This window comes from Streptomyces sp. NPDC005808, from assembly GCF_042871385.1.
Taxonomy (GTDB): domain Bacteria; phylum Actinomycetota; class Actinomycetes; order Streptomycetales; family Streptomycetaceae; genus Streptomyces.
In genome coordinates, this window is sequence record NZ_JBIAIK010000015.1 from 188,922 (window position 1) to 212,974 (window position 24,053).

The window sequence follows — 24,053 nt, forward strand, 5'->3', positions numbered from 1 at the left end:
CGTCGATGGTGGCGGCCGGTGCCTTCAATGGCACCGGCCTTTTACGTAGCGACCCGCGCCCGCGCCCAATGGCACGCCACCTGCGTCGTGGCGCCCCCGCCGAGCACCTCCAGATCCTGGCCCCGGCACGCGTCCGCCACTCCCGCCCGCTCCGCCTCCCCGCTCGCCAGGATCTGACAGCGCGCGTGGAAACGGCAGCCGGAAGGGATACGGGACGGGTCCGGGGGCTCGCCGGTCAGTACCACAGGGTCGCCCGGGGCTTCCGGCAGAACGGACAACAGGGCCTGGGTGTACGGGTGTTGAGGTGCCGTCAGGACCTGCTCGACCTCGCCCGTCTCCACGATGCGGCCCAGGTACATCACCGCGACCCGGTCGGCGATGTTCCACGCCAGGCCCAGGTCATGGGTCACCACCAGGGCGGACAGGCCGAGTTCGGTACGCAGCCGCAGGAGGAGGGCGAGGATCTCGCCGCGTACCGAAGCGTCCAGGGAGGCCACCGGTTCGTCAGCGACGATGAGTTCGGGCTCCAGGACGAGGGCGCCCGCGATGACGACTCGCTGACGCTGGCCGCCGGACAGCTCGTGCGGGTAGCGGAGGAAGAAGCGTTCCGGTGGGCGAAGTCCCGCCCGGGAGAGGGCATCCGCGACCGCCGCCCGCTCGTCGCCGCCGTACCGGTGGATGCGGAGGCCCTCGGCGACCGCGTCGTACACCGTGTGACGGGGGTTGAGCGAGCCGCTCGGGTCCTGGAGGACCAGCTGGACGCGTTTGCGGTACGCCTTCAGCGCGCGTGAGGAGTAGTCGAGGGGCTTGCCGTCGAAGGTGACGCGGCCCCCGGTCGGTGGGACGAGACCGAGAAGCGAGCGCGCCAATGTCGTCTTGCCGCAGCCCGACTCGCCGACCAGCGCGACGATTTCGCCGCGCCGGATGTCGAGGTCGACCCCGTCGACGGCGCGGGCGGGATCGGCGCCGTGGCGTCCGGGGAAGGTGATGTGCAGGCCCTCGGCGCTGAGCAGCGGTGCTGTTGCCACGGGAGGTGTCCCAAGGGAAGTGGTCGTCATGGCGTGCTCCTCGCCGGTTCCGCCGCTACGGCCGTGTCCATGTGCACGCAGGCCGCCGACCGGCCCGCCCCCGCGTCCCGCAGCATCTGGTCCTCGGTCACGCAGGAGTCCAGGGCCACCGGGCACCGGGAGTGGAAGGTACAGCCGGACGGCAGCGCCGAAGGGTCCGGCGGATCGCCCGGCAGGCCGCGCGGCGCGAACCGGGAAGCCGTGTCGCCGATACGCGGGAAGGCGGCCGACAGAGCCTTGCCGTACGGGTGCCGGGCATCCTCGTAGACCTGCTGGGCCGGACCCTCCTCGACCACCCGGCCCGCGTACATCACCGCCAGCCGGTCGCAGGTGTCGGACAGGACGGCCAGATCGTGGCTAATCATGATGAGGCCCAACTCCTGCTCGGTGACGAGCTGTTGGATGAGGCGGAGGATCTGTGCCTGGATCATCACGTCGAGCGCGGTGGTCGGTTCGTCGGCGATGACGAGCCGGGGATCGCAGGCCAAGGCCATGGCGATCATGACGCGTTGGCGCTGGCCGCCGGAGAGCTCGTGCGGGTAGGCATCCGCGCGGGCGGCGGGAAGGCCCACGTGTTCGAGCAGTTCGCCGGTCTTCCGCTTCGCGCCCGCCGCGGTCGCCTTCTTGTGCAGCAGGATCGGCTCGGCGATCTGGTCGCCGACGCGGTGCACGGGGTTCAGTGAGTGCATGGCTCCCTGGAAGACGATCGAGGCGCCCGCCCAGCGGACCGCCCGCACCCGGCCCCACTTCATCGCCAGGACGTCCTCGCCGTCGAGCAGGATCTCGCCGGTCGTGCGCGTCCCGGCGGGCAGCAGCCGCAGCAGCGCCAGTGCGAGCGTGGACTTGCCGCAGCCCGACTCGCCCGCGATGCCGAGCTTCTGGCCCGCGTCGAGCGAGAGGTCCACACCGCGTACGGCGGCCGCCCCGCCCGCATAGGTCACTTCGAGATTCCGGACTTGGAGGAGCGTCAACGTGCCACCCCCAGCTTGGGGTTGAGGACCGATTCGACCGCGCGTCCGCACAGCGTGAACGCCAGCGCGACCCCCGCGATCGCGATACCCGGCGGCACCAGATACCACCACTTCCCGGCGCTGACCGCGCCCGCCTCCCGGGCGTCCTGGAGCAGTCCGCCCCACGACACGACCGTCGGATCGCCGAGCCCGAGGAACGCCAGCGTCGCCTCGGCGAGGATCGCGGAGGAGATGATCAGCGTCGTCTGGGCCAGCACCAGCGGCATCACATTGGGCAGCACATGGCGGGCCATGATGTGCCAGTGCCCGCCGCCGAGCGCCCTGGCCCGCTCGATGTACGGCCGCGACTCCACCGCCAGGGTCTGCGCGCGCACCAGCCGGGCCGTCGTCGGCCAGGTCGTGACACCGATCGCCAGGATGATCGTGCCGAGCGAACGGGACATCACGGTCGCCAGCGCGATCGCGAGGACGAGGGTCGGCATGACCAGGAACCAGTCCGTGATCCGCATCATGACGGTCGCGAACCAGCCCCGGAAGTGTCCCGCGGTGATCCCGATGAGCGCGCCGATCGCGACGGAGAGCACGGCGGCGAGCAGCCCGACGAGCAGCGACACACGCGCTCCCCAGACCACGAGCCCGAGCAGATTCCGCCCGAACTGGTCGGTCCCCAAAGGGAATTCGGCGCTCGGACTCTCCATCGGGCCGCCCGGCGCGTTCGTCACGCTCTGCACGTCGGAGCCGACGGTCAGCGGTGCGGTCAGCGCGACGAGCGCGAAGAGGCCGAGGGCGGCGAGCCCGAGGACGCCGGCGCGGTGGCTTCGGTACTGCTTCCAGAAGCGGGCGGCGGAGGCGCGGCGGCGCTGCCGGGCGAGCGTGCGCGGGCTCGCTGTCGCCACCTGCGGGGTTGCTTCGGTCGGCACCGGTCCGCCCGACTCTGTCGTGGTCATCGGGCCACCCGTGGATCCAGCAGCGGATAGATCAGATCGGCCAGCGTGTTCATCACGATCACCGCCGCCGCGAAGAAGAAGAACAGCCCCTGCACCAGGGGCAGATCGGGCACACTCAGCGCCTGGTAGAAGAGCCCGCCGAGGCCCGGCCAGGAGAAGACGGTCTCGACGAGGATGACGCCGGCGACGGTCCGGCCGAGGTTGATGAAGATCAGCGTCACGGTCGGCAGCAAGGCATTGGGTACGGCGTGGCGACGCCGTACCAGGTCGTCCCGCAGGCCCTTGGCCCGAGCCGTGGTCAGGTAGTCGCTGCCCATCTCGTCGAGCAGCGCCGAGCGCGTCACGAGCAGCGTCTGTCCGTACTCGACGGCGACCAGTGTCACCACCGGAAGGACGAGATGGTGGGCGACATCGACGACGTACGCGAGACCGGTCTCGCCGTTCCCCGACTCCATGCCGCCGGTCGGGAAGAGGCCGGGGATCGGGCCCATGCCCACCGAGAAGACGATGATCAGCAGCAGCCCGAGCCAGAAGGACGGGATGGAGTAAAGGGTGAGCGCCAGGCCGGTGTTGAGCCGGTCGCCGATCCCGCCGTTGCGCCACGCCGAGCGAGTACCGATGAAGATGCCGAGCGCCGTGAAGAGGACGAACGACGTGCCGGTGAGGAGCAGGGTGTTCGGGAGTGCCTCGGTGATCTTGTCGATGACGGGTGCCCGGAACTGGTACGACGTGCCGAGGTCACCGCTGAGCGCCTTGGCGCAGTAGTCCGTGAACTGCTCCCACAGCGGCAGGTCGAGACCGAACTCCTTCCGATAGTTGGCCAGTTGCTCCGCCGACACCTGGCGGCCGCCCGTCATGTACTTGACCGGGTCGCCCGGGATGAGCCGGAAGAGGAAGAAACTGGTGACGAGGACGGCGAGCAGCGAGACGGCGGCGCCGCCCAACTTGCCCGCCACATACCGTGGATAGGCGGTCCTGCTGCGCGCCCGCGGCCCGCGGACGGACGGCCCGGCCTCAGCCGGACCGCCGATCGCCGTGGCCGGCGAGGGTGTTGCTTCAGCGGTCATGGACTCTCACTCGGTGGGGGCTGCTCGCGGCTCGGTGGCTGGGTGCCCGTGGCTACTCGCGGTCTTCGGCTGTCGAGCGGCGTCGCATCGCGAAGAACGCCCCGACGCCCACGAGGACGACGACGCCCGCGACGATGCCGATGATGACCCCCGTCGACCCCGAACCGTCGGAGGACTCACCGGAGGAGGCCGCCGGAACCGCTGACCACCAGCTCCAGTAACCGTCCTGGCCGTAGATGTTGCCCGCGGCCTTCGGCATCGTCTCGATCGACGCGATCTGGTCGGTGCGGTAGGCCTCGACCGCGTTCGGGTACGCCATGACGTTCATGTACCCGGTGTCGTACAGCCGCGATTCCATCTGCTTGACGAGGTCCGCCCGTTTGGCGGTGTCGTACTCGGCGAGCTGCTGGTCGTACAGGTCGTCGAACTGCTTGTCGCAGATGAAGTTGTCCGTCGCACCGGTGTCCTTGGGAGTCGCCGGAAGCGCGTCGCAGGTCTGGATCGACAGAAGGAAGTCGGGGTCGGGGTTGGCCGACCAGCCGTCGAAGGCGATGTCGTAGGTGCCCGCCAGCCAGGGATCGGTCACGTTGTCCAGGCAGTTGAGGGTGACACCGATACCGAGCTCGCCCCACCACTCTTTCAGGTACTGTCCCACCGCCTTGTCGTTCGGGTCGGTGGCGTGGCACAGGACGCGGTAGTTGATCGGCTTGCCGTTCTTGCCGACCCGCTTGCCGTCCCCGTTCTTCTTGTAGCCCGCCTCGTCGAGGAGTCGGGCCGCCTCGGCCGGGTCGTACGACAGTTTCTGGCTCGCGGACGGCTCCCAGAAGTAGTCGGAGAAGCGGGGCGGGATGTAGCCGGCGCCTTCGACGGCGTGGCCCTGGAAGACCTTGTCGATGAGGGCCTTGCGGTCGACGGCCATGAACAGCGCCTGTCGCACCTGCTCGTCGAGCAGCGACTCGTGCCCGTCGCCGAACTTCTGACCGTTCTTGGCCTGAGCGCCCGGGTTGACGGCGAGCGCGTAGAAGCGGCGGCCCGGCGCATCGTTGACCTTGATGTTCTTCTGGGTCTCCAGGGTCGCCGCCTGAGCGGGCGTCAGACCGAAGGTGAAGGACACCTCGCCCTTCTGCAGGGCGGCGACGGCGGCGTCGTTGTCCTTGTAGTACTTGAAGACCAGCTCGTCGAACTTGGGGGAGCCGCGCCAGAAGCTCTTGTTGGCTTTGAGCCGCACGTAACTGTCGGCCTTGTAGTCGGTCAGGACGAACGGTCCGTTGCCGACGATCGGGAAGCTCTTGTCGTTGTTGAACTTCGAGAAGTCCCCGACCTTCTCCCAGACGTGCTTGGGCACGATCGGAACGTCGAGCGCGGTCATCGTGGCCTGCGGCTTCTTCAGTTCGATGACGAGCTCGGTGGGGCTGGGGGCCGTCACCTTCTTGAAGTTGGCGACGAAACTGCCGTTGGCGGTGGCCGCGCCGTCGTCGCTCATCATCTTGTTGAAGGTCCAGGCAGCGTCCTCGGCGGTGGCCTGCTCACCGTCCGACCACTCGGAGTCGGAGCGGATCGTGTAGGTCCAGGTGAGCTTGTCGGCCGAGGGCTCCCACTTGGTGGCGAGGCCGGGGACGGTGTGGTTGTCCGCGGGGTCGTAGTTGGTCAGGTACTCGTACATGAGCCGGTGAATGCTCGTACTGACCAGGCGGCTCGCCAGGAACGGGCTCAGTGAGTCGACGCTCTGCGCCACCGCGACGGTCAGGGTCTTCTTGCTCTCCTTGGCCTGGGCCTGCTGGGGCGCCGGGTTGAGGGGGGTCGCGAGACCGGCGGTGAGGGTGAAGGCCGCGGCTCCCGCGGCGGCGATGAGCCGCAGCCATCCGGCGCGTACGGCACGGCTGCCGTGCTGATCTTGTGTGTTCATGGGTCGGTGACCTCGCGTCATCGCTCGCACAGGGATGGCTTGTTGAACCGATGGAACTGATGGAACACGGTTGATCGGGGGACGCCGACGGGGGTTGATCTGTGTGTCTACCAGCGGCACTCTGCGAACGTCAACGGCGCATGAACCCCATGTGGCCTGCGGAAATAACGAGTTGACGCGGATTTTTCACTCATTGGTTCAGACCGCTGAAGCCCTCCAGGTGGGGGCCTGACGGGGCGAAACGCCTGCGGACACGCGAAGGGCCCGCACCGTACGGAGACGGTGCGGGCCCTGGCGGGAATCGGTCCCTCGAAAGGGCCCGATCGGGTTACTGCTGAGGTGGCGCCGGCGGCTGGAAGGGCCGGCCGGGCTGGGGCGGATACGGCTGCCCCTGATGCGGCGGATAAGGCTGCCCCGGCTGCTGGGGTTGCTGTGAGTACGGCTGTCCGGGCTGCGGTGGATAGGGCTGTGCGGGCTGGGGCTGCGGTGGGGCCTGCTCCGGTGCCGGCTGTCCGGGGTACGGCTGCCCCGGGTACTGCGGGCCAGGCCCTGGCTGGTACGGCTGGCCCGGGTACTGCTGGTCAGGCCCTGGCTGGTACTGCTGACCGGGCAGCGGCGGTGCGGCCACCGGCGGCGGGTTGCCGTCGGACGTCCAGAGCCCGTGCGACTGCTGGTGGCGCGCGATGTCCTCGGCGACCATCGCGGAGAGGTTGAAGTACGCCTCCCGTACCTTGGGCCGCATCATGTCGAGGTCGACCTCCGCGCCAGCGGCGAGGTGCTCGTCGAAGGGCACGGTGATGACGCCCCGGCACCGCGTCTCGAAATGGGAGACGATGTCTTCCACCTTGATCATCTTGCCGGTCTCCCGCACACCCGAGATGACGGTGATGGACCGCGAGACGAGATCCGCGTACCCGTGCGCCGAAAGCCAGTCCAGCGTCGTACTCGCGCTGCTCGCACCGTCGACCGACGGCGTCGAGATGATGATGAGCTGGTCGGCGAGGTCCAGCACACCGCGCATCGCGCTGTACAGCAGACCCGTGCCCGAGTCGGTCAGGATGATCGGGTACTGCTTGCCCAGTACGTCGATCGCGCGCCGGTAGTCCTCGTCGTTGAACGTGGTCGACACCGCCGGGTCGACGTCATTGGCGATGATCTCCAGGCCGGACGCGGCCTGGGACGTGAACCGCCGGATGTCCATGTACGAGTTGAGGTGCGGGATCGCCTGGACGAGGTCACGGATGGTGGCCCCGGTCTCGCGGCGCACGCGGCGCCCGAGCGTACCCGCGTCCGGGTTGGCGTCGATCGCGAGGATCTTGTCCTGCCGCTCGGTGGCGAGCGTCGAGCCGAGCGCGGTGGTCGTGGTCGTCTTGCCCACGCCGCCCTTGAGGCTGATGACGGCGATCCGGTAGCACGACAGCACCGGCGTACGGATCAGCTCCAGCTTCCGCTGGCGCTCCGCCTCCTCCTTCTTCCCACCGAGCTTGAACCGCGACGAGGCGGCAGCGGGGCGCCCGCTCTTGGCCTTCTGCTTCTTGTTGTTGAGCAGCCGGTCGGAGGAGAGCTCCACCGCCGCGGTGTAACCGAGCGGGGCAGCACCGGGGTTGACGGGCTGGCGCTGGTCGTGCTGCACGGGCTGAGGCCAGGCGGCTCCGACCCGCGGGTCGACAGGCGCGTGCGCCTGGGCGGCGGACGCGGCGGGCGCGGCGGGGGGACCCTGCGGGGGCTGAACGTCGTACTGCTGGGGTACGAGCGGTTGGCCCGGCTGCGGTTGGGGCTGCCCCTGCTGCGGGTACGGCGGGGCCGCTTGCGCCGGGGGGCGCGGATCGGCCGGGGGCGCGGGTTGGTGGGGGAAGCCGTAGCCGGCCTGGGGCGCGGGGGCGTTGGGCGCCTGCGGTGCGGTCGGCTGGTGCGGGAAGCCGTATCCCGGCTGCGGAACCGCGGGTGCTGCCTGGGGAGGGAAGCCGTAACCGGGCGCTGGGGCGGGCGGGTTGGGCGTGGGGGCGGGCGCCGCCGGAGCCGGCGCGGTGGTGCCGGGTTGTGGGAAGCCGTAGCTGCCTTGCGGGGTGGGACTCGGGGCCGGGACGCTGGGCTGCGGGAACCCGTAGCTTCCCTGCGGTTGCGGTTGCGGTTGCGGTTGCGGTTGCGGTTGAAGCTGGGGCTGTGGGTGGGGCGCCTGCGCAGGAGCGTCAGCCGCCGGAGACTGCGGTGGCACGACCGGGGACGGAACCTGCGGCGGCGCCGGCACCGGATGCCCGAAGGCGGGCGGGTACGCCGGTGCGGGCCCCTGCGTCGGGCCTGCGGAAACGGGCGCACCAGGGGTGGGCCACGCCGACGGCGCCGCGGGCCGGGGTACGGGCGGCTGTGGTTGGAACGGCTGACCCGGTGCCGGTGCCGGTGCGGGTGCCGGTGGTTGGAACGGCTGACCCGGTCCGGGCGCGGGTGGCTGCGCCCGCGGTGGTTCCTGTACCTGACCGGCGTCCGCCGCAGCGGGGGCCGTGGACGCGGGCCACTCCGCCGCGGGAGCGGGCGCCGCAGGCTGATAGGCGGGCGGCAACGGAGGCAGTCCGCCCTGCGGGAGCGGCGGCGGTGCCCACGCGGGAGGAGCGTCCTGCACGGCATCGGCCACACCAGGCCCGGCGAGAGGCGCTACTTCCTGGGGCGCTACTTCCTGAGACTCCGCGTCCTGGGGCTCCGTGGCCTGGGCTTCCGTGGCCTGGGCTTCCGTGGCCTGCGGCCGCGCATCCTGGGGGGTGGTGTCGTGCTGTTCGGCACTCGTCGAGTCGGGGTTCTGTGGCGAGTCGTCGCCGGCCGAGTCGGTCACCGCATCGCCGTCGTCCGTGGCACGCAGATCCACGACCTCTGCGATCTGAGCGACGATCGCCTTGTCGGGCGTATCACCCACATCGACGGAGGCCCCGACCTCGACCTCTGCTCCTCCATCGATCTCTGCTCCGCCGTCGTCTGTGTGTACGTCGTCGGCGCTGTGCCCCACTGCCGTGGAGGATGCCTCCACGGACGCAGACGCGGACGCGGACCCGGACTCCGCCTCCGGTTCGACCACGGGCGGGACCGCGGTCTCGGGTTTGGCGGCGGCCTCAGCCGAGCCCCCTGTCACTCCCGAAGCCGCGGCGGCAGCCGCACGCTCGGTGAATTCACGTTTCAGGGCCACAGAGGAGATCCGCATGGTGGCGCCACTCTCAAGATCCCCGTTCCTGGACTCGGCCTCCACCTCGCCTTCCCCGGACGGAGGGAGGACAGGCGGGGCTGGGACAGGAACTGGAGCGGGAGCCGGAGGAGCGGCAGGTGCATGCGACCCCTGGGACTGGAACCCGCTCACGGCAAAGCTCGGCAGAGCCGTCGGCCCAGCGGCGTGCGTCCCGGGCACCGCGGTCGGAGCACTCGGCTCGACCGCCTCCGGCTCGAACCCAGGGCTCACCGGCAGCGTGGGCACGGCGAAGGGACTCCCGACCGGCGGCAGCGTGGGCACGGCGAAGGGACTCCCGACCGGCGGAGCCGAAGCCACCGAGTCTGTCTCTGTCTCTGTCTCTGTTTCTGCGTCGGCCTCCGACCCGGTTTCCTCTTCCGGCACGGAGGATGTCACCCCTGAACCCACCGATGCGTTTTGCGTGTACCAGGCCGGCGCTGCGTAGTCGATGGTGAACTCGCCCGTCGTCTCGACGGCGGACTCCGCGTCGGAGTGGTCATCGCCGGGCGTGGCCCAGCCCCCGCGGATGCCGTCCCGATCGCTGTTCACAATTCCTCCTGGTGTGGTCGAGCACCCTCATGCGGTGCCGGGGCGACCGTCTCTTGTCGTGCGAAGCCGTCCGAGGTCGTCCCGTCCGCCCGGCTCCCCTGCGTGTGGTCGGCCGTGCACGGGTTCTGGCGGCGGCGCCCGGCCCCAGCCTAATCACCACAACCGTCAATACGGCAGGCCCGTCCATGCCACCTCCGCCGCCCCTACCGAGCACCCTGCCCACAGGTGGCCCGGATGTCCTCTCCAGCGATGAACAAATCGGGAGTTAATGGTGAACGAGTTCAGCGAAGTGTCGTACCAATACGCATGTACGCCCCATTTCTCCCGAATCGTTGTTCCGTGTCAGTCCATCCTGCGTGGCGTACCCAACAATCCGGTCTCGGCGTCCGTGGGCCGAGTCATCACGTACTGCCGGTCGCGGTCGGTACACCAGAGGGTGACGCCGTCGGCGAGCGTGGGCAGCGACTCCGTGTCCTCCCGCGGCAACCCCAGCGTGCGGCCCATCTCCGCGGCCTCGTCCGGCGAGATTCGCTGAAGGCCTACGAGCCGGGCCTGGCGGACGAGGCGGGGGGCCACCGGGCTCAGATAGGGCAGCAGTGTCAGCACCGACTGCCACGGACCCGACACCACCCGCCCACGAGGGGGCCGCATGCCGCAGTCGCGTACCACCAGCACCGGATTCCCTGCCGACGCACCCTGCGGCGGCACCTTGCCCACGTCGTACACGGCCATGCCGTTATGCCCGCCGCCCATGGCGTGCATCATCTGTGTCCAGGCCTGAGCCCGGCCGGTTTCCACGGCGACGCGCGCACCCGTAGCCGCCGCTCGGAGGGCGAGTACCTGCGCGGTCCACAGTCCGCCGATCAGGACGATGTCGTACGGAGTCGGCCTGTTGAGCCCCAGCACCGCAGGCTGCCCCTCCTCGTCCAGACCGATCACGACGCCGTCGTCGCCGATGGGCAGCGCGAGGGAGTCCACCTGCTCCACCGTCAACGCATGTCGCTCGTGCCGGGGCCCGATCAGCCCGAATCCGCTGCGAACCCGGCTGCGGGGCCGCGCCACGACGGACGGCTCAGGCTCACCTGATGCCCCGTAGCCATGGGGCTCACCTGATGTCCCGTACCCATGGGATACGCCGTACCCGGCGTACGGTGCCGGCCCGTCGGCCGTCCCAGAGGTCATGGCCATTACCGGGCACCCCCAAGTGGCAGAGTGGCGAGCACACCGGGCAGTTGCTGACGGTCGAGCCGGGCGAGCCCCGCGCCGGCCTGGCGCGCGGCCAGCTCCAGAGCGCGCCGCGCGGCGCCCAGCTCGTCGGCGCTGTGTCCGGTCACCCGCATGTGCCCGGTGAGCGACACCTCCTGCCGCTGGCCGTGCCCCAAGGTGAGACTGAAGGTCGTGGACAGTGCCGGAACAGCGGTCAGCAGTGCGACGAGCTGGGGCAACGAGGGCTTCTGGCCGCCGAGTTCGGGCCATCGCCGCACCCAGTACGTCGTATGCCTGCGGTCGTCGCAGCGCCAGCTCCGGCTCGATTCCTCGGTCCGTCGTACGGGGGCACCGGTCCGCCCGGCCTCCGCGGTCACCAGGGGATTGGCGCAGACCGACGTGGCAACGGCCGCGGTCAGCTCTTCCTCGTTGAGCACGGCCGCCCGGAATCCGGCCCCGGCGAGCCTGCTCGCGAGGTGGTCGGCAGTGCGCACGACACACTTCTGCGCCCCGACGAGCCCGCCCCCGCGCGCGGCCACGGCATCCGCGCACAACTCCGGATCGAGCTTCAGCGCGATCCAGGTGATGCGGACCGCCGGAGCCCCGGTCTGTGCCTGGAGCGGTGCGTAGTTGGAGACGGCAACGGACTGCTGTGGCAGATGCAGTGCAGGTGCGGGCTGCGTGTGCAGCACGATCTGCGCCGACTCCAGCCGGATACCGTCCACTTCGAGCGCGTCACGCACCAGCCCCAACGGAAGCGGCTGCCGACTCCGCTCAGCACGCAACGCCGTCGAGTCGGCCTCCACCTGCAACACGGCGGTCACGAACGTCCCGTCCCCGATGACCCCCACGGGCCGCCGGTTCCGACCTCCGAACGCGTACGTCCGCAGGTTCGGGGCACACTCCACGGCGGGCGCGAGCCCCGGCTCCGTGCCGGGGTCTATCGGCGAACTCGCGGCCCGGCGCTGCCTCGTACGCAACGCCAGTGCCGTACCCAGCCATTCGGGCAGGGAGCGGCCTCGGCGGCGTACCACCGCGAGAAACAGGAGCGCGACGGCGACCATGGCCGCCGGCACCAGCGCCAGGGGATCGACGATCCATCCGACGAGCAACGTGGCGGCCGCGACCTCCAGAAGAACCATTCGTTGCAGCCGGAACGACCCTGACCGCCCGGGACGTGCCTTGAGGTGAACCGCCCCCGTCTGCCTCGGTGGCTGTGCGCGCGCGGCGGGCCGATGCGGCTCTGGTGTCGCGGAGCCCTGCACCCGCGACCGGCCACGCGACTCGGCACGCGCTCCGGAAGCTGTCACTTCTTCCCCCGTTTACTCATAACTCGCCAGAACTACGAAGCCACACGGGGCTTTTGAAGGCCCAAGCACCCTACCCGGTCCACAAGTCCCCTCCATCACCAGGCATAGTAAGGGGCTGTTCCGACAACGGAGGGCGGGGACGACCACCCCCGGCGTCGTACACGCAACACGGGGAGAAACAGACGCACATGGCATCTCGGCGGGACCAGCTCAACGCCTACACCTTCGCGAAGCGCCGGCTGCTCGCGTCCTTCGTCCAGTCGTCGCCCGACGCCTCGGACGAAGGGGCGCCGCGCCCGTTGCGCGGTGTGGTTCCCGGAATCATCGTCGGCGTGGTCATCATGGCCGCCTTCGGGGCGTGGGGAATGTTCAAACCGACCGCACCTGAGGGGTGGGACACCGTTGGAGAGAAGGTGATCGTCGCCAGCGACTCCACCACCAGGTACGTGATCCTCAAGACCGACGGCAAGGTCCAGCTGCACCCGGTCCTCAACATGGCGTCCGCGAAACTCCTCCTCAACACGGGAGAAGGCGAGGTCGTCACCGTCGACGAGTCCATCCTCGACACGGGCACCATCCCGCGCGGCGTCACCATCGGCATCCCCTACGCCCCCGACCGCCTGCCCGACGCCTCCGAAGCGGGCTCCGCGAAGCGCTGGGCCGTCTGCGAGCGCCCGAGCGCGGGCGGCGGATCCATCCAGAAGGCCACGTTCGTCCTCGCGTCGCGCGACATGGGCAAGACGGAGGGCACCGAGCGACTGAGCGGCGGCGAGCTGATGTACGTCGTCGGCCCGGACAAGACCCGCTACATCGTGGACGCGCAGGGCACCGCGTACGAGGTCGACGCGGACGACGAGCTGCTGCTGCGCACTCTCGTCCGCTCCGGCCGTGAACCCCAGAGCGTGTCCCAGGAGTGGCTGGACACTCTCCACACGGGTGACCCCATCACCTTCCCGGAGATCGAGGGGGAGGTCGGCGCCGCCGCCGGGATCGACAGCAGCCTGCCCGACGAGGCGAACGTGGTGGGCATGGTCCTCAGGGCTCCGAACGGCGACACCGACCAGTACTACGTCGTCGAGCCGGGCAAGGTCGTCCCCGTCTCCGACTTCACCGCCGAGCTGCTCCTCAACAGCAAGGACCTGGTCAGCCTCGGCCAGGCCAGCCATCCCCTCGAGGTCAGCGCGGGAGCTTTCGTACCCGACACGGCCGAGTTCGCCGCCGACCGCGACTGGCCGAGCCAGGCGCCCAAGCCGGTCAACGACGCGGGCACCTCGGACGGCAGCCGCAACACCGTCTGCAACGTTCTGCGCGACGTCGACGCGGACAACGGCGCGACCACGCTGAGCACTTGGGCGGGCACGACCTTCCCGACGACCCTCCCGACAGGCTCGTCCAGCGCGTACGTCACCCCCGGCTCCGGTCAGCTCTACCGCCAGTTCCAGGGCGAGGAGACCGAGGCGGGCGGAGTGTTCCTGGTCACCGACACCGGCCTGCGCTACGCGATGCAGTCCAACGACGACAGCGCCACGGACGACGCGGGCATCGGCACCACGGCGAAGGAACAGGAGCAGCTCCAGCAGGAGGCCGAACTCGCCCAGACCCGGCTGGGCTACTCGGACGTGGACCCGGCCCCCTTCCCTCTCGAATGGTCCTCGTTCCTGTCGACGGGGCCCCGACTGTCCGCGTCCGCGGCGCGCCAGCCGCAGGGTTCGTAGGAAAGGAGCCGGTCATGTCGTACGTGCCTTCCACCGGACGGCCTTTTCGTTGCGCGGCTCTGACCGCCGCGACGCTGATCGTCTCCACCGTCACTCTCACTGTCATCGCCGTACCACCCGCGACCGCTGACTCCTCCACCGACGAGTGCACGTTCCCGAACGAGAAGTACGCGGGCACCCCTTGGGCCCTACAGCGCGTTCTCCTGGACGAACTGTGGCGTCAGTCCAAGGGCAAGGGCGTCCGCGTCGCGGTGATCGACACGGGCGTCGACGTGCAGAACCCGCAACTCACCGACGCGGTGGACACGGACGCGGGCGGCAACTACCTCCCGGAGAACCTGAAGGACGACAACGGCGACCCGATCGAGCGAGGCAAGGAGAACGGCACGACGGACACAGTCGGCCACGGCACGCGTGTGGCGGGCATCATCGCGGCCCGCCCCGCAGAGGGGACCGGATTCGTGGGCCTGGCCCCCGAGGCCACGATCATTCCGCTCCAGCAGAACGACGCCGAGGGCCACGGCACCGCTGAGACGCTGGCCGACGCCATCAGCCACGCGATCCGGGCAGGGGCCGACGTCATCAACATCTCCCAGGACACGTCGAACGCGGTGAAGCCCGACCCCGTGTTGAAACAGGCGGTGGACGAGGCACTGGCCAACGAGATCGTCGTGGTGGCCTCGGCGGGCAACGACGGTCTCGGCGGCAACGTCAAACAGACGTACCCGGCTTCCTACGACGGCGTCCTCGCGGTAGCGGCCTCGGACCGCAACAACGAACGTGCTTCCTTCTCCCAGTCCGGCGAGTTCGTGGACGTGGCGGCCCCGGGCGTCGACATGATCTCGACGGTCCCCGCGGGCGGCCACTGCTCGGACAACGGCACGAGCTTCTCAGCCCCGTACGTCGCCGGAGTCGCCGCCCTGCTCAAGGCCGAGCACCAGGACTGGACCGGCCGGCAGATCGTCGCCCAGATCGAGCAGACCGCGGAGCGTTCCATCGCAGGCCACGACCGCCTGGTCGGCTGGGGCGTTGTCGACCCGGTCCGCGCACTGACGGAGGACGATCAGCCGATCGAGTCCCCGAGTCCCCAGGAAGGCCTGTCGAAGGCGGAGGCTCCGACCCCGGCGAAATTCGAACTGGGGGAGACCGCGGACGAACGCAACGCCCGGCTGGCGACATATGTGGCCGTGGGGGCGGCGGTGCTGGTGGCGGGACTCGGCGGGGCGGCTGTGGCGATTCGGGATGCTCGACGAGGGAGGCGGAGCGCGGGGGTGGCGTGAGGGGGGACTGTGACGGGGGAGCAGGTACCGGGATGTGGATGTGGATGCGGACGTGGATTTGTAGTTGCAAGCATTCTCGAGGGGCGCGCTTGGCAGCCCAAGGGCCACCAAGCGATCGAGACTCCGCCACAACTGCCCACGATTACCGGCCAAATGGCCGGTCCTGGCGCAATGGTTCTCGAATCCGGTGGACCTTGACAGTTCTGTAACTGGCCGAGCGTAAAGCTCGGTTGGCCAGGATTTGCACAGTGGCTAGAGTGGTCAGTGAGTGGGGTGGAACCTGCGTCCTACGCCCACTCGACAGCGGGACAAACGGGGAACGGGGAAGGGGACGCTGCGTGCTTCCTGCAGACATGGGCGGAAGTGGGAGCGCTGGCCTGAAGCTTGGCCTGGAGGCGCTCACAACTTTCAAGAAGCGTGTGGACACGGTGCTCTCGAACTTCGAGGGTTCGCCCGGCAGTTCGTCAAAGGTCGCGGCCCACGCCCTCACTGAGGCTTCCTTTTGCGGCACAGGTCGGTTCGGCGAGGCGAAGGGCCTCCACGCGGAGTACGAACGCGTCCACGAGCGCCTCACCTCGCTCTCCAAGTCGCTGGGCCTGCAGATGGAGGCCCTCTGGATCGCCGTTCACGGCGCGGACATCGGCTTCGACAATCTCGAAGAGGATCTCCGGAAGCGGTTCTACGAGATCCAGACCGAGATCAGCCGCGAGCAGACCGCGGCTGAGCGTGACAAGGCCGTGGCGGTGGGCGGGGAGAGCGGCTCGCCCGAGCCGGAGAGCTCCAACAACGAGCAGTACGAGGGTGGGTACTGATGGCTGACGACAAGGCGCAGCAGGCACCGCATCAGACGGACCTCGAGCAGGTCGCCCAGCAGGTCGGCGCGGTCGATGTGACCACTGCCGCCTCCGAGATGCTGAACAACACCTTCCTCGGTAGCGGCGCCCGCTTCTTCGGCAAGAGCAACTTCGAGGGCCACCGCCTGAACGACATGATCGACATGGTGGAGTCCGCGAACCCGGAGCATCTGGAGTCGGCGGGCCAGGCCCTGTGGGACGCTCGGGACGCCATCAACGAAGCCGCCGAGGAGCTCAGCGGCCACATCGGCCGCGTCGACTGGGAGGGCGAGGCCGGCGAAGCGTTCCGGGACTGGGGCGCCAAGCTCGTCAACCACGCCATCGAACTCGCCACCTTCGCCGAAACCGCGGGCACCCAGATCACAGCGGCGGGTACGGGCCTGGCATCCGTACGCAATTCCATGCCGCCCCGCGACGCCCGGCTCAACCCCAAGACCGTCGCCGACATCCCGTCACCCGCCCGCGTCGAGGTCAACGACGAGTACACGGCGGCGGTGCGGGTGGAGGGCCACCGACAAGAGGCGATCAACCAGATGAACCGGTTGTCGTCGTTCTACGCGGTGTCGGAGCAGACGCTGGCGGCGCAGAGTGTGCCGGTGTTTGAGCCTATGCCTGGGGTGGGGGTGCCTCACCCGACCCCGTCACTTGGCGAGGGTGGAGAGACGACCAGGGAGGCAGGGCGCGCCTCCTTTGTAGCCCTGCCGCAGTCGGGAACTGCGCCTCAACATTCTGTGGAGAATGCGGTGAGCGGCTCCCGGTCGGAGGGCATTCCGTCGTCCGGCAAGGAGCTGGACGGTTCTGTAACGTACCCAGCCCGGAGTATCGGTACAGAGATCGACAGCGTAGGCGCGCTGCCACAGGAGACCGTGAGGCAGGCGTCCGGAGCGCCAACGTCGGTGCCAGGTTCAAGTGGAGCCGCTGGGGGGACGGTTCCTCCCTTCACCGGCGGCTCAGTTCCTCCCGCTTTCGGAGGACAGGCCGGACGTACGTCGGGGTTTGGCGGATCGACCGGCAGTAGGACTCCGGCCTCGGTGCAGGGGCGCGCGGCTACTCCTGGCGGCGCCTCCCGCGGTCCAACGGGTCAGGTGGGACGTGCTTCCACGACAGGTCAGACGGGCGCCCATGGTGCGACCACGGCTGCCGCTAAGGCTCCGATGGGCCGGAGTGTCTCCGGCGGCATGCCCAGGACCGGTGGTCCGGCAGTTGGACGCCCTGGGGGCGCACCAAGCGGACGTGTAGCTGGTGCGGGTGCCACAGGCGCCGGACGTACCGGTGGCATTGTCGGTGGGAAGCCCACCACGGGGACCACGCCTGGCGCGACCGGTTCTAAAGTGCCGCGCGGTACCGTCGTTGGCCGCGAGGGTGTAGCCGGTCCACGCACCACGGCGGGCGAAAGGATCGTTCAGCGTGGGGTGATCGGGGCTCCCACCCATGGCACGGGTTCAGGGCAGACGCCGCGCCGATCCGCAAGTAATCCTGACGGTGTCGTCGGTGCCCCCAAGGGGCGAGTCTCCGGAGCGCGAAACAGTGGACCCACGTCCGGTGGCACCGGTCTTGTGCGGGGCCCGCAAGGCAAACAAGGTTCGGATTCCGAAGAGGGAAAAGGCGCGTCGCACCGCGATCAATCGACGGAAGGCGACATGTGTTCGCCTCGTAGTAGGCGGGACGATGTGCCGCCAGCGACCGACTGACCGTATACGAGCGAGGACGTACAGAGGCATGTTGTCAAGGATCGGCCGACGCGGCATGTGGACTGCGCCCCTCTCCGGGCGTATCGGGCGACGGGTATCCACCGTCGGTTCAGCGCTTGGTGCTTTGGCTGTTCTGTCGGTGGGTCTGGCCCCGGGCGCAGCAGCCGACGACGTCCAGTCGCAGCAGTGGTACCTGTCGGCGATGCGAGCCGACGAGATGTGGAAGGTGAGTACCGGAGAGGGTGTGAAGGTGGCCGTTATCGACTCGGGTGTCAATCCTGATACGCCGTCCCTGCAAGGCCAGGTACTTGTCGACGAGGTGCCGAAGACTGTCGCGTACCACCCCACCGAGGACTACGACGGCCACGGAACATCCATGGCTGAACTGATCGCCGGTACGGGTGCCGGTGGCGGCTTGAAAGGCCTTGCTCCGGGAGCGGAGATCGTGCCTTACCGTATTGCGTTCGGCGACCTGAAGGATGAGACCGAGATAGAGAACGCTCCGATCCCGGCAGAGGCGATCAGGGCTGCCGCCGACACGGACGCCAAGATCATCAGCATGTCCTTCGGTAATCCTTACTTCGACCCTGATGAGGAAGCGGCGATCAAATACGCCCAGTCCAAGGGAAAGTTGATGTTCGCCAGTGTTGGTAACGAGGCGGAGACGAAGAACTTCATCGGATATCCAGCCGCATACAAGTATGTCGTTGGTGTCGCTGCATCAGACGAGTCCGGAAAGGTCGGGGAGTTCTCGGAGCACGGCAACTACGTTGACTTGGCGGCACCGGGCCTTGACGTCCCTATTTGGTGCGACGCGACGTTCCGCTCGTACTGCGACGGAGAGGGGACGAGCATGGCAACCGCCATCGCCTCCGCCTCCGCCGCCCTCATCTGGTCCGCCCACCCCGACTGGACGGCCAACCAGGTCCTCGGCAGCCTGATCGACACGGCGGGCCGCGACTGGCCGGAGAACAAGCCCAGCATCTACCTCGGTTACGGCCTGGTGCGCCCGCGCATGGTGTTGGCGGACAGCGACATCAACCCCGGGCCGGCCGACACGGACCCCCTCAGCTACCAAAACGGAACGGGCATCACAGGAGCCTCGCCTTCCGCTTCTGCCTCAACCTCGTCACAGCCCCCGAAATCCACGTCAGGCGGCCAGACTTCAGCCGCAGGACCAAGCTCTGAGTCGTCCGGCAACACCATGTTGTGGTCGGCCCTCGGCGCCGCGGCGGCCGTGGCGGTGATCGGAGGCGCCGGCTACGCCGTGCTCCGTTCGCGCCGCAGCAGTTGACGGATATTTCCCCAGCGCCCCCACAGCACAGCCCCTTGCGCCGAGAAGGCAGGTTTCGTCTCGTGCGTCAGACCGGACGTGAGCACGCACGCTCTCACGACGACAGCAAAGGAAGGGAAGCCCAGACATGGCACAACGCCAGCGGGTAGATGACAACGACCTGATCCTTCTCGAGAAGGACATCCTGCAGAGGTTCGAGAACATCAAGGGGCAACTCCAGGCCCTGCAGGGGACGATCGACGGTCTCGAAGGGCACTGGAAGGGCATCGGTGCCGGTGCGTTCAACGTGAAGCAGACGGAGATCAACGAGCGCATGGTCAGGATCGGCAACCTCCTCGTGAAGTTCCTGGAAGCCATGAGCGCCACGCGGAAGATCAAGGACGGAAGCGAGGACGAGGTCCGTGCTCAGGTCCAGAGCATCGACGTGAACCTCGGCGGCTCGACCTCGGCCCTCAGCGGCTACTGAGAGAGCCGGTCTCCGGACCTCCGCCAACCAGTCGAAAACTTCAAGGAGACAGGGACACCATGGGCGTCAACAACCCCGGCGAGCTTTCAGTTACGTACGACGGCCTCGACGTGACGGCCACCACGCTCGCGAACCAGGCCAAGAAGCTCGAAGAGGACCTCGAAGCCATCCAGCAGAAGGTGGCCAGCGTCGCCGGCCTGTGGGAGGGCGAAGCGCACACGGCCTACGCCCAGCAGCAGGCCGCCTGGGACAAGGAAGCCAAGGGCATCCACGACGCCCTCGTCGCGATTGCGCGTGTGGTGCATCAAGCGGGCGGCGACTACATGGGCGGCGACAAGAAGGCCGCCAGCTACTACCTGTAAGGCTCGACAGCGCGGATGACGGGGTGGGCACGCACGGGAGGTGCCCACCCTTCTCCGTGACACCGAAGTAGTCGATGGTTAGATCGACTCGCACCGCGACCTTGTCCAGTCTCAGGTGTACCTGTCCACGTTGGATGTCACCGATCCGCGCAAGCGTGCGGTGATCCGCCTGGTCCGGACAGCCACCGCGTCCCAACACCACAACACCCTGACGTCCTGCATGACTTCCAGGACTTCGTACGCACAGTTCGCCCGGACACCGGCGCGGTTCCGTAGCGCGTAACGCTCGCCAGCGGTCACCTTTGCACCGGTTCCCCAGCCCCTCATAGGTTGACGTCATGGGAATCTTCGACAAACTGACCGGCACCAAGTATCCCGAGGACGGTGTCGCTCCACGCTCGGCTGTGGAGGTGCGGACAGCCCTTCTTGGTGTCAACCGGCCCGATGCCCCGTACATCATTCGCGGCGGCGCCGCAGAGGGTGCCGACCTGGTGGCGGAGTGGCGGGTGGCGGAGCCTGCCTGGCAAGCCATCTTTACCAAGTCGCAGTTGACTCGCGCCATCCGGATCCGGATGCGCCTCGTCCAGGAGAGCCATGAGGTGCGCGCCCTTGAGGAAGGGCGAGAGGTCACGCGGGTCGGGAATCCGCCGAGGCTCGAGATTTCGAAGGCGTTCTCGCGTGGCCCGGGCAGAACTGTCTCCCGGCGCTACGCGATCAACCGCGGGGACAGCGGCGGCCTCGAAGCGACGGAGACTTTCCACTTCGACAGCGCGGAGCTGCGTAACTCCCTGCAGGACGCCGTCCTCGAGTCGGGCTGGATCTGGCGAGGAGTGGTCTTCGGTAAACCGTGAGGTTGACGAGACCCTGACTCACCGCCTTGGCGCGCGACGTCCCCCACTGTTTGCCTGGACACAGTTCAAACGCCGCCGACTTGAGGCAGGCGCCTGGACAACTACCTGGGATGCGATGCCGCCGCGTTGCGGGCGAATAAACGCCTCCGTGCCTGTGCGTCCGTTCAGTTGGGAAGATGTCCCGCTGCTACCGCCCCAGTGAACAGCTCCCAGGCCTCGTGCCCCACCGAGGTCCATGGCAACTCCGGGTCCTTGGAGTCGCGTACGGCTATGAGGGAGCCGTTCTTGGCGATCTCGACGCAGGCGTTGCCCGATGCCTCTGAGTATGAGGACTTGAGCCACTTCAACTCGGACAAAGGGGATCCCTCTTACAGTTCTCCGGCGATTTCGAGGATGAGGTCCCTCGACTCACTCGGATTCAACGCCACCTGTTCGACCAAGTCCAGCCGTCGGCGGAAGTTGGCCAGTTGGGTAGGCGAGTCGAAGAAGACCGCGCCGATCGGAGAGTCCACCTCGACCGTGTCGAGATGAGGGCTGGCGGCGGAGACGTACATCATCGTGTCGCCGGCCATGGGGAAACCCTCGGCGGTGAACGGGATCACGAGCAGGCTGACGTTCGGGCGTTCACTCTCTTCGATCAGGCGTTTCAGCTGGGCTTTGGCCACTTGGCGGCCTCCTGTCCGCAGCCGGAGCGCGGCTTCGTGGATCAAGCCCACGTACGGTACGCCCGGAACGCCAGCCACCACAGCGTGCCGGGCGAGGCGGTGGGCGACCCTCAACTCGACTTCCAGCCGTGGTAGCGCCGGTACGAACAGGTCGAACAGAGCTCGTGCGTGATCTTCTGTCTGGAAGACACCGGGAATGTGAGCAGTCTGGAGCGTACGCAAGCCTGCTGCGTGGTGTTCGAGTTCCGCAACGTCCAGGAAGTCCGGGGGGATCTTTCCCCGGTACTCATCCCACCAGCCCTTCGAACGGCCTCCGGTCATAGAGGCGAGGGCATCGATCAGTCCGGAGTCGTCGCACTCGTAGATGCTCGCCAACCGACGGAGCCGCTCTTCGCTGATGCCGAATCGTCCTGACTCGATGTTGGAGATCATGGTGCGGTCCGCGCCGAGTCGCTCCGCGGCGACGGGTGCGGACATGCCGACAGCCTCGCGTAGCCGCCGAAGCTCTGCACCGAATCGCCGTTGGCGGACCGTGGGGATGTGCCGTGGTGCCATGTGTCAACTCCTCGCTAGCGCGCACAGTTTGCCGATCGTGAGAGGAGAGCGTCCAGCGGAATCGTAAAAGAGACCCGTTTTAATGAAGTTGGTAGCACGTGTTTTAGTTTCACGGCTAGCGTGTGACCCAGGACACTGCCAACTCCCCAGCGAGGTGCACGATGGATGCTTTGACCTCCTCCGCTCCCGGACCCTTCGACGCGACCCCCACCCGAGTCGGCTGGGACGCCTCCGTACTCGACCCCCACCGCCCCATCGCCGAAGCCAGGCATCGCACCCGTGTATGGGTCCAACAGCACTGGAAACTGCCCCAGTTGGCGGACCCGGTCGAGCTGGCCGTAGCAGAGCTGTGCACGAATGCCGTACGGCACGGGGGCGGGCTGGCAGGCTTGGAGCTGATCCTGGGCACATCCCACCACTTCGCGCCGCCCGTGCTGCGAGTGCTGGTGATCGACCGAGCCCCGGGTCAGGCGCCCGAACTGGTAGGCGGAGACAACCCGTTCAGCGAGAGCGGACGCGGACTGCACCTGGTCGCGGCACTGTCCCGCCGATGGGGATGGCACCGTACGGGCTTCGACGAGAAACAGGTCTGGTGCACGTTCGCCATCGCGCACCGCGCGCCCGGAGATTGACGGGTCCTCGAACTGTGTCTTCGCACTTGAGCGGTGAGCCGGGGAATTACCCGCGAACGCTGGCCGTTCCCGCCCCTCAACCGCTCCCGGGGCGGGCTGCTGTCACCCGGCGAGCTTGGACGTCGCATCGCACTTTGCCCTGACGTAGGCATACGTGGCTGCACTATTCGCCAACTCGATCAGCTCTGCCCGCTTCGCGGCATCACTGGCATCTCCTGCTCGCTTCAGCTGAACGACGACGCTTAAGTGACGGTTGCCGCCTTGTGATGCGCACGGAAAGTAGATTGCAGCGACCTTGCCCGACGCGACGGCCTTGTCTCCGGAGGCGATCGGCACGAGCGATGACGCGGAATCGTACTGCTCAACCACATCCTTCACCCACTGGTCTGTGTTGTCGTACTCAAGCAATTCCGCCCCTGCCCAGACGAGTTGTTCGCCGTCCCCGTAGACAAAACAGTCAGTTCGGTAGGAGCTGTCCATGTAGTCGGTGCGAAGGTCCGACGCGCCGACACCGAACGAGTACGAGGATTTGTCGGGCAGAACATCTTTCAGTGCGGCTACAACGTGCGATCGGTTGCCGAGTGACGCGCACACATCGGATGCCTCGATCTCCCCAGTCTTCTTGAACGGCGGGAGTTCGAAGGTGTAGGCCGCCGTCGTGAACAACCCCAGCACTGAGATGACGCCGACGATGAGAAGGAGCTTGGTTCGCTTAGGGGTCAAGTATTCCGTTTCCAGCTGACGATGAATGCCCTTGCGTCGAGGTATCTGTGGACCTTCTTCGCGGCTATTTCGAGCAGCGTGTACGTGGAGTCCGAAGCGTCCCGGAATCACTCACCGTTGCGTAAATTACCTCGCGTGAGCTGTCCTTCATGAAGGTTTCGGTGATAGTGCTGATGATCTCGCCAGCGATTGTGCCTGCCACGTCGCCGGTGTTGGTGCCCGCTGGCCTTCTTCCTGTCGGGAGAAGCAGTTCGCGGGCAGACGAAGGCAAAGCTGCTTCGCGTAGCGGCGGAGAAATGACATACCCCCCTTCCCCTCTGGCGATCCAGGAGAGCGGGTTGGTGTCGAGGTTGCAAGTGTGGCAATTCACAGTGCCACTGAGCGAAGGCAGTTGGTCATTAAGCGCACGCGCTGGATTCCTCAAGTGCCTCGGTGTAGGCCGTGATTAGCTTCTTCATCGCATGCGAATTATCCCGATCGGCGGCGAACACCTGAATCACGGAATACAGATCCTGCTCTGGATGCTCCGTTGATGTGCAGGACTTCGTTTTTCCTACTCCGCCCGTGCCGGAATAGAGATAGCGATTATCATCGGACACCTGGCCGTTGTCCATCTGGGCGTATCCACTGGCAACGGTGGCAGCGCTTTCGCCATTGCTCCACCACGTCTGACTCTGCCGAACTGCGACATTGTCGTCAATGATCACATCGCAACGTTTCGTCCCACCGTTGGG

General features: G+C 67.8%; 21 protein-coding genes and 1 pseudogene. 10 read left to right on the forward strand and 12 right to left on the reverse strand.

What is annotated here, in order from left to right; translation table 11 throughout:
- Window positions 1-41: 41 nt before the first annotated feature.
- The 8 genes from ACFYPC_RS29240 to eccE all read right to left on the reverse strand — a co-directional run bounded on the left by ACFYPC_RS29240 (window position 42) and on the right by eccE (window position 12,072).
- Complete coding sequence (locus tag ACFYPC_RS29240; protein ID WP_388682166.1) at window positions 42-1,058, reverse strand: ABC transporter ATP-binding protein; 1,017 nt, start codon at window positions 1,056-1,058, stop codon at window positions 42-44.
- On the reverse strand, window positions 1,055-2,038 hold the full coding sequence (locus ACFYPC_RS29245; RefSeq protein WP_388682169.1) for an ABC transporter ATP-binding protein: 984 nt from the start codon (window positions 2,036-2,038) through the stop codon (window positions 1,055-1,057). The genes ACFYPC_RS29240 and ACFYPC_RS29245 overlap by 4 nt, the downstream gene beginning before the upstream one ends.
- Window positions 2,035-2,985 (reverse strand): ABC transporter permease, encoded by a 951-nt coding sequence (locus ACFYPC_RS29250; protein WP_388682172.1) that lies wholly within the window; start codon window positions 2,983-2,985, stop codon window positions 2,035-2,037. The genes ACFYPC_RS29245 and ACFYPC_RS29250 overlap by 4 nt, the downstream gene beginning before the upstream one ends.
- A complete protein-coding gene (locus ACFYPC_RS29255; RefSeq protein ID WP_388682175.1) occupies window positions 2,982-4,052 on the reverse strand; it encodes an ABC transporter permease in 1,071 nt (356 codons plus the stop codon). The genes ACFYPC_RS29250 and ACFYPC_RS29255 overlap by 4 nt, the downstream gene beginning before the upstream one ends.
- 52 nt (window positions 4,053-4,104) lie before the next feature.
- Entirely contained in the window at window positions 4,105-5,958 is a 1,854-nt protein-coding gene (locus ACFYPC_RS29260) for an ABC transporter substrate-binding protein (RefSeq protein WP_388682178.1), read from the reverse strand.
- A gap of 328 nt (window positions 5,959-6,286) precedes the next feature.
- The gene (locus ACFYPC_RS29265) at window positions 6,287-9,715 is read right to left on the reverse strand and encodes an SCO5717 family growth-regulating ATPase (RefSeq protein WP_388682181.1); all 3,429 of its coding nucleotides are present in this window, start codon (window positions 9,713-9,715) and stop codon (window positions 6,287-6,289) included.
- A gap of 342 nt (window positions 9,716-10,057) precedes the next feature.
- A complete protein-coding gene (locus tag ACFYPC_RS29270) occupies window positions 10,058-10,903 on the reverse strand; it encodes a hypothetical protein (RefSeq protein WP_388682183.1) in 846 nt (281 codons plus the stop codon).
- Window positions 10,903-12,072 (reverse strand): type VII secretion protein EccE, encoded by a 1,170-nt coding sequence (eccE, locus tag ACFYPC_RS29275; protein ID WP_388682269.1) that lies wholly within the window; start codon window positions 12,070-12,072, stop codon window positions 10,903-10,905. Before eccE ends, ACFYPC_RS29270 begins: the two co-directional genes overlap by 1 nt.
- Window positions 12,073-12,419: 347 nt before the next feature.
- On the opposite strand from eccE, the gene eccB reads away from it, so the two are divergent.
- The 9 genes and pseudogenes from eccB (at window position 12,420) to ACFYPC_RS29320 (ending at window position 20,744) form a co-directional block, all read left to right on the forward strand.
- Window positions 12,420-13,946, forward strand: coding sequence for a type VII secretion protein EccB (eccB, locus tag ACFYPC_RS29280; RefSeq protein WP_388682186.1), 1,527 nt, complete (start codon window positions 12,420-12,422; stop codon window positions 13,944-13,946).
- A 14-nt stretch (window positions 13,947-13,960) separates the two neighbouring features.
- Window positions 13,961-15,226: a type VII secretion-associated serine protease mycosin gene (gene mycP, locus ACFYPC_RS29285; protein ID WP_388682189.1), complete on the forward strand. Its 1,266-nt coding sequence runs from the start codon at window positions 13,961-13,963 to the stop codon at window positions 15,224-15,226.
- A gap of 419 nt (window positions 15,227-15,645) precedes the next feature.
- Entirely contained in the window at window positions 15,646-16,038 is a 393-nt protein-coding gene (locus ACFYPC_RS29290; RefSeq protein WP_388682192.1) for a hypothetical protein, read from the forward strand.
- The gene (locus tag ACFYPC_RS29295) at window positions 16,038-17,771 is read left to right on the forward strand and encodes a hypothetical protein (RefSeq protein ID WP_388682195.1); all 1,734 of its coding nucleotides are present in this window, start codon (window positions 16,038-16,040) and stop codon (window positions 17,769-17,771) included. The genes ACFYPC_RS29290 and ACFYPC_RS29295 overlap by 1 nt, the downstream gene beginning before the upstream one ends.
- Window positions 17,772-17,826: 55 nt before the next feature.
- Window positions 17,827-19,065, forward strand: a complete 1,239-nt coding sequence (locus tag ACFYPC_RS29300; protein ID WP_388682197.1) for a S8 family serine peptidase — start codon at window positions 17,827-17,829, stop codon at window positions 19,063-19,065.
- 127 nt (window positions 19,066-19,192) lie between these two features.
- Window positions 19,193-19,531, forward strand: a complete 339-nt coding sequence (locus tag ACFYPC_RS29305; protein ID WP_388682199.1) for a WXG100 family type VII secretion target — start codon at window positions 19,193-19,195, stop codon at window positions 19,529-19,531.
- A 59-nt stretch (window positions 19,532-19,590) separates the two neighbouring features.
- Complete coding sequence (locus ACFYPC_RS29310) at window positions 19,591-19,893, forward strand: WXG100 family type VII secretion target (RefSeq protein ID WP_388682202.1); 303 nt, start codon at window positions 19,591-19,593, stop codon at window positions 19,891-19,893.
- A 94-nt stretch (window positions 19,894-19,987) separates the two neighbouring features.
- Window positions 19,988-20,169 (forward strand): annotated as a pseudogene (locus ACFYPC_RS29315) (hypothetical protein); the annotation flags it as partial.
- Window positions 20,170-20,231: 62 nt separating this feature from the next.
- The gene (locus tag ACFYPC_RS29320; RefSeq protein WP_388682205.1) at window positions 20,232-20,744 is read left to right on the forward strand and encodes a hypothetical protein; all 513 of its coding nucleotides are present in this window, start codon (window positions 20,232-20,234) and stop codon (window positions 20,742-20,744) included.
- A gap of 164 nt (window positions 20,745-20,908) precedes the next feature.
- Here ACFYPC_RS29320 and ACFYPC_RS29325 read toward each other — a convergent pair whose 3' ends face one another.
- Window positions 20,909-21,100: a DUF397 domain-containing protein gene (locus ACFYPC_RS29325; RefSeq protein ID WP_388682208.1), complete on the reverse strand. Its 192-nt coding sequence runs from the start codon at window positions 21,098-21,100 to the stop codon at window positions 20,909-20,911.
- Between the two features lie 12 nt (window positions 21,101-21,112).
- A complete protein-coding gene (locus ACFYPC_RS29330) occupies window positions 21,113-21,964 on the reverse strand; it encodes a helix-turn-helix domain-containing protein (protein ID WP_388682211.1) in 852 nt (283 codons plus the stop codon).
- Between the two features lie 170 nt (window positions 21,965-22,134).
- Between ACFYPC_RS29330 and ACFYPC_RS29335 the strand changes: the two genes are divergently transcribed.
- Window positions 22,135-22,596 (forward strand): ATP-binding protein, encoded by a 462-nt coding sequence (locus ACFYPC_RS29335; RefSeq protein WP_388682214.1) that lies wholly within the window; start codon window positions 22,135-22,137, stop codon window positions 22,594-22,596.
- A 102-nt stretch (window positions 22,597-22,698) separates the two neighbouring features.
- On the opposite strand, the gene ACFYPC_RS29340 is transcribed toward ACFYPC_RS29335, so the two are convergent.
- Together ACFYPC_RS29340 and ACFYPC_RS29345 are read right to left on the reverse strand one after the other, a co-directional pair.
- The gene (locus ACFYPC_RS29340; RefSeq protein ID WP_388682216.1) at window positions 22,699-23,430 is read right to left on the reverse strand and encodes a hypothetical protein; all 732 of its coding nucleotides are present in this window, start codon (window positions 23,428-23,430) and stop codon (window positions 22,699-22,701) included.
- A gap of 287 nt (window positions 23,431-23,717) precedes the next feature.
- Entirely contained in the window at window positions 23,718-24,026 is a 309-nt protein-coding gene (locus ACFYPC_RS29345; protein ID WP_388682218.1) for a hypothetical protein, read from the reverse strand.
- Window positions 24,027-24,053: the final 27 nt, after the last annotated feature.

Bases quoted from the DNA above. Each gene is read 5' to 3' on its own strand.
- ACFYPC_RS29240 (WP_388682166.1), bottom strand. From the start codon at position 1,058: ATGACGACCACTTCCCTTGGGACACCTCCCGTGGCAACAGCACCGCTG.
- ACFYPC_RS29250 (WP_388682172.1), bottom strand. From the start codon at position 2,985: ATGACCACGACAGAGTCGGGCGGACCGGTGCCGACCGAAGCAACCCCG.
- ACFYPC_RS29255 (WP_388682175.1), bottom strand. From the start codon at position 4,052: ATGACCGCTGAAGCAACACCCTCGCCGGCCACGGCGATCGGCGGTCCG.
- ACFYPC_RS29260 (WP_388682178.1), bottom strand. From the start codon at position 5,958: ATGAACACACAAGATCAGCACGGCAGCCGTGCCGTACGCGCCGGATGG.
- ACFYPC_RS29270 (WP_388682183.1), bottom strand. From the start codon at position 10,903: ATGGCCATGACCTCTGGGACGGCCGACGGGCCGGCACCGTACGCCGGG.
- eccB (WP_388682186.1), top strand. From the start codon at position 12,420: ATGGCATCTCGGCGGGACCAGCTCAACGCCTACACCTTCGCGAAGCGC.
- mycP (WP_388682189.1), top strand. From the start codon at position 13,961: ATGTCGTACGTGCCTTCCACCGGACGGCCTTTTCGTTGCGCGGCTCTG.
- ACFYPC_RS29295 (WP_388682195.1), top strand. From the start codon at position 16,038: ATGGCTGACGACAAGGCGCAGCAGGCACCGCATCAGACGGACCTCGAG.
- ACFYPC_RS29300 (WP_388682197.1), top strand. From the start codon at position 17,827: ATGTGGACTGCGCCCCTCTCCGGGCGTATCGGGCGACGGGTATCCACC.
- ACFYPC_RS29305 (WP_388682199.1), top strand. From the start codon at position 19,193: ATGGCACAACGCCAGCGGGTAGATGACAACGACCTGATCCTTCTCGAG.
- ACFYPC_RS29310 (WP_388682202.1), top strand. From the start codon at position 19,591: ATGGGCGTCAACAACCCCGGCGAGCTTTCAGTTACGTACGACGGCCTC.
- ACFYPC_RS29320 (WP_388682205.1), top strand. From the start codon at position 20,232: ATGGGAATCTTCGACAAACTGACCGGCACCAAGTATCCCGAGGACGGT.
- ACFYPC_RS29330 (WP_388682211.1), bottom strand. From the start codon at position 21,964: ATGGCACCACGGCACATCCCCACGGTCCGCCAACGGCGATTCGGTGCA.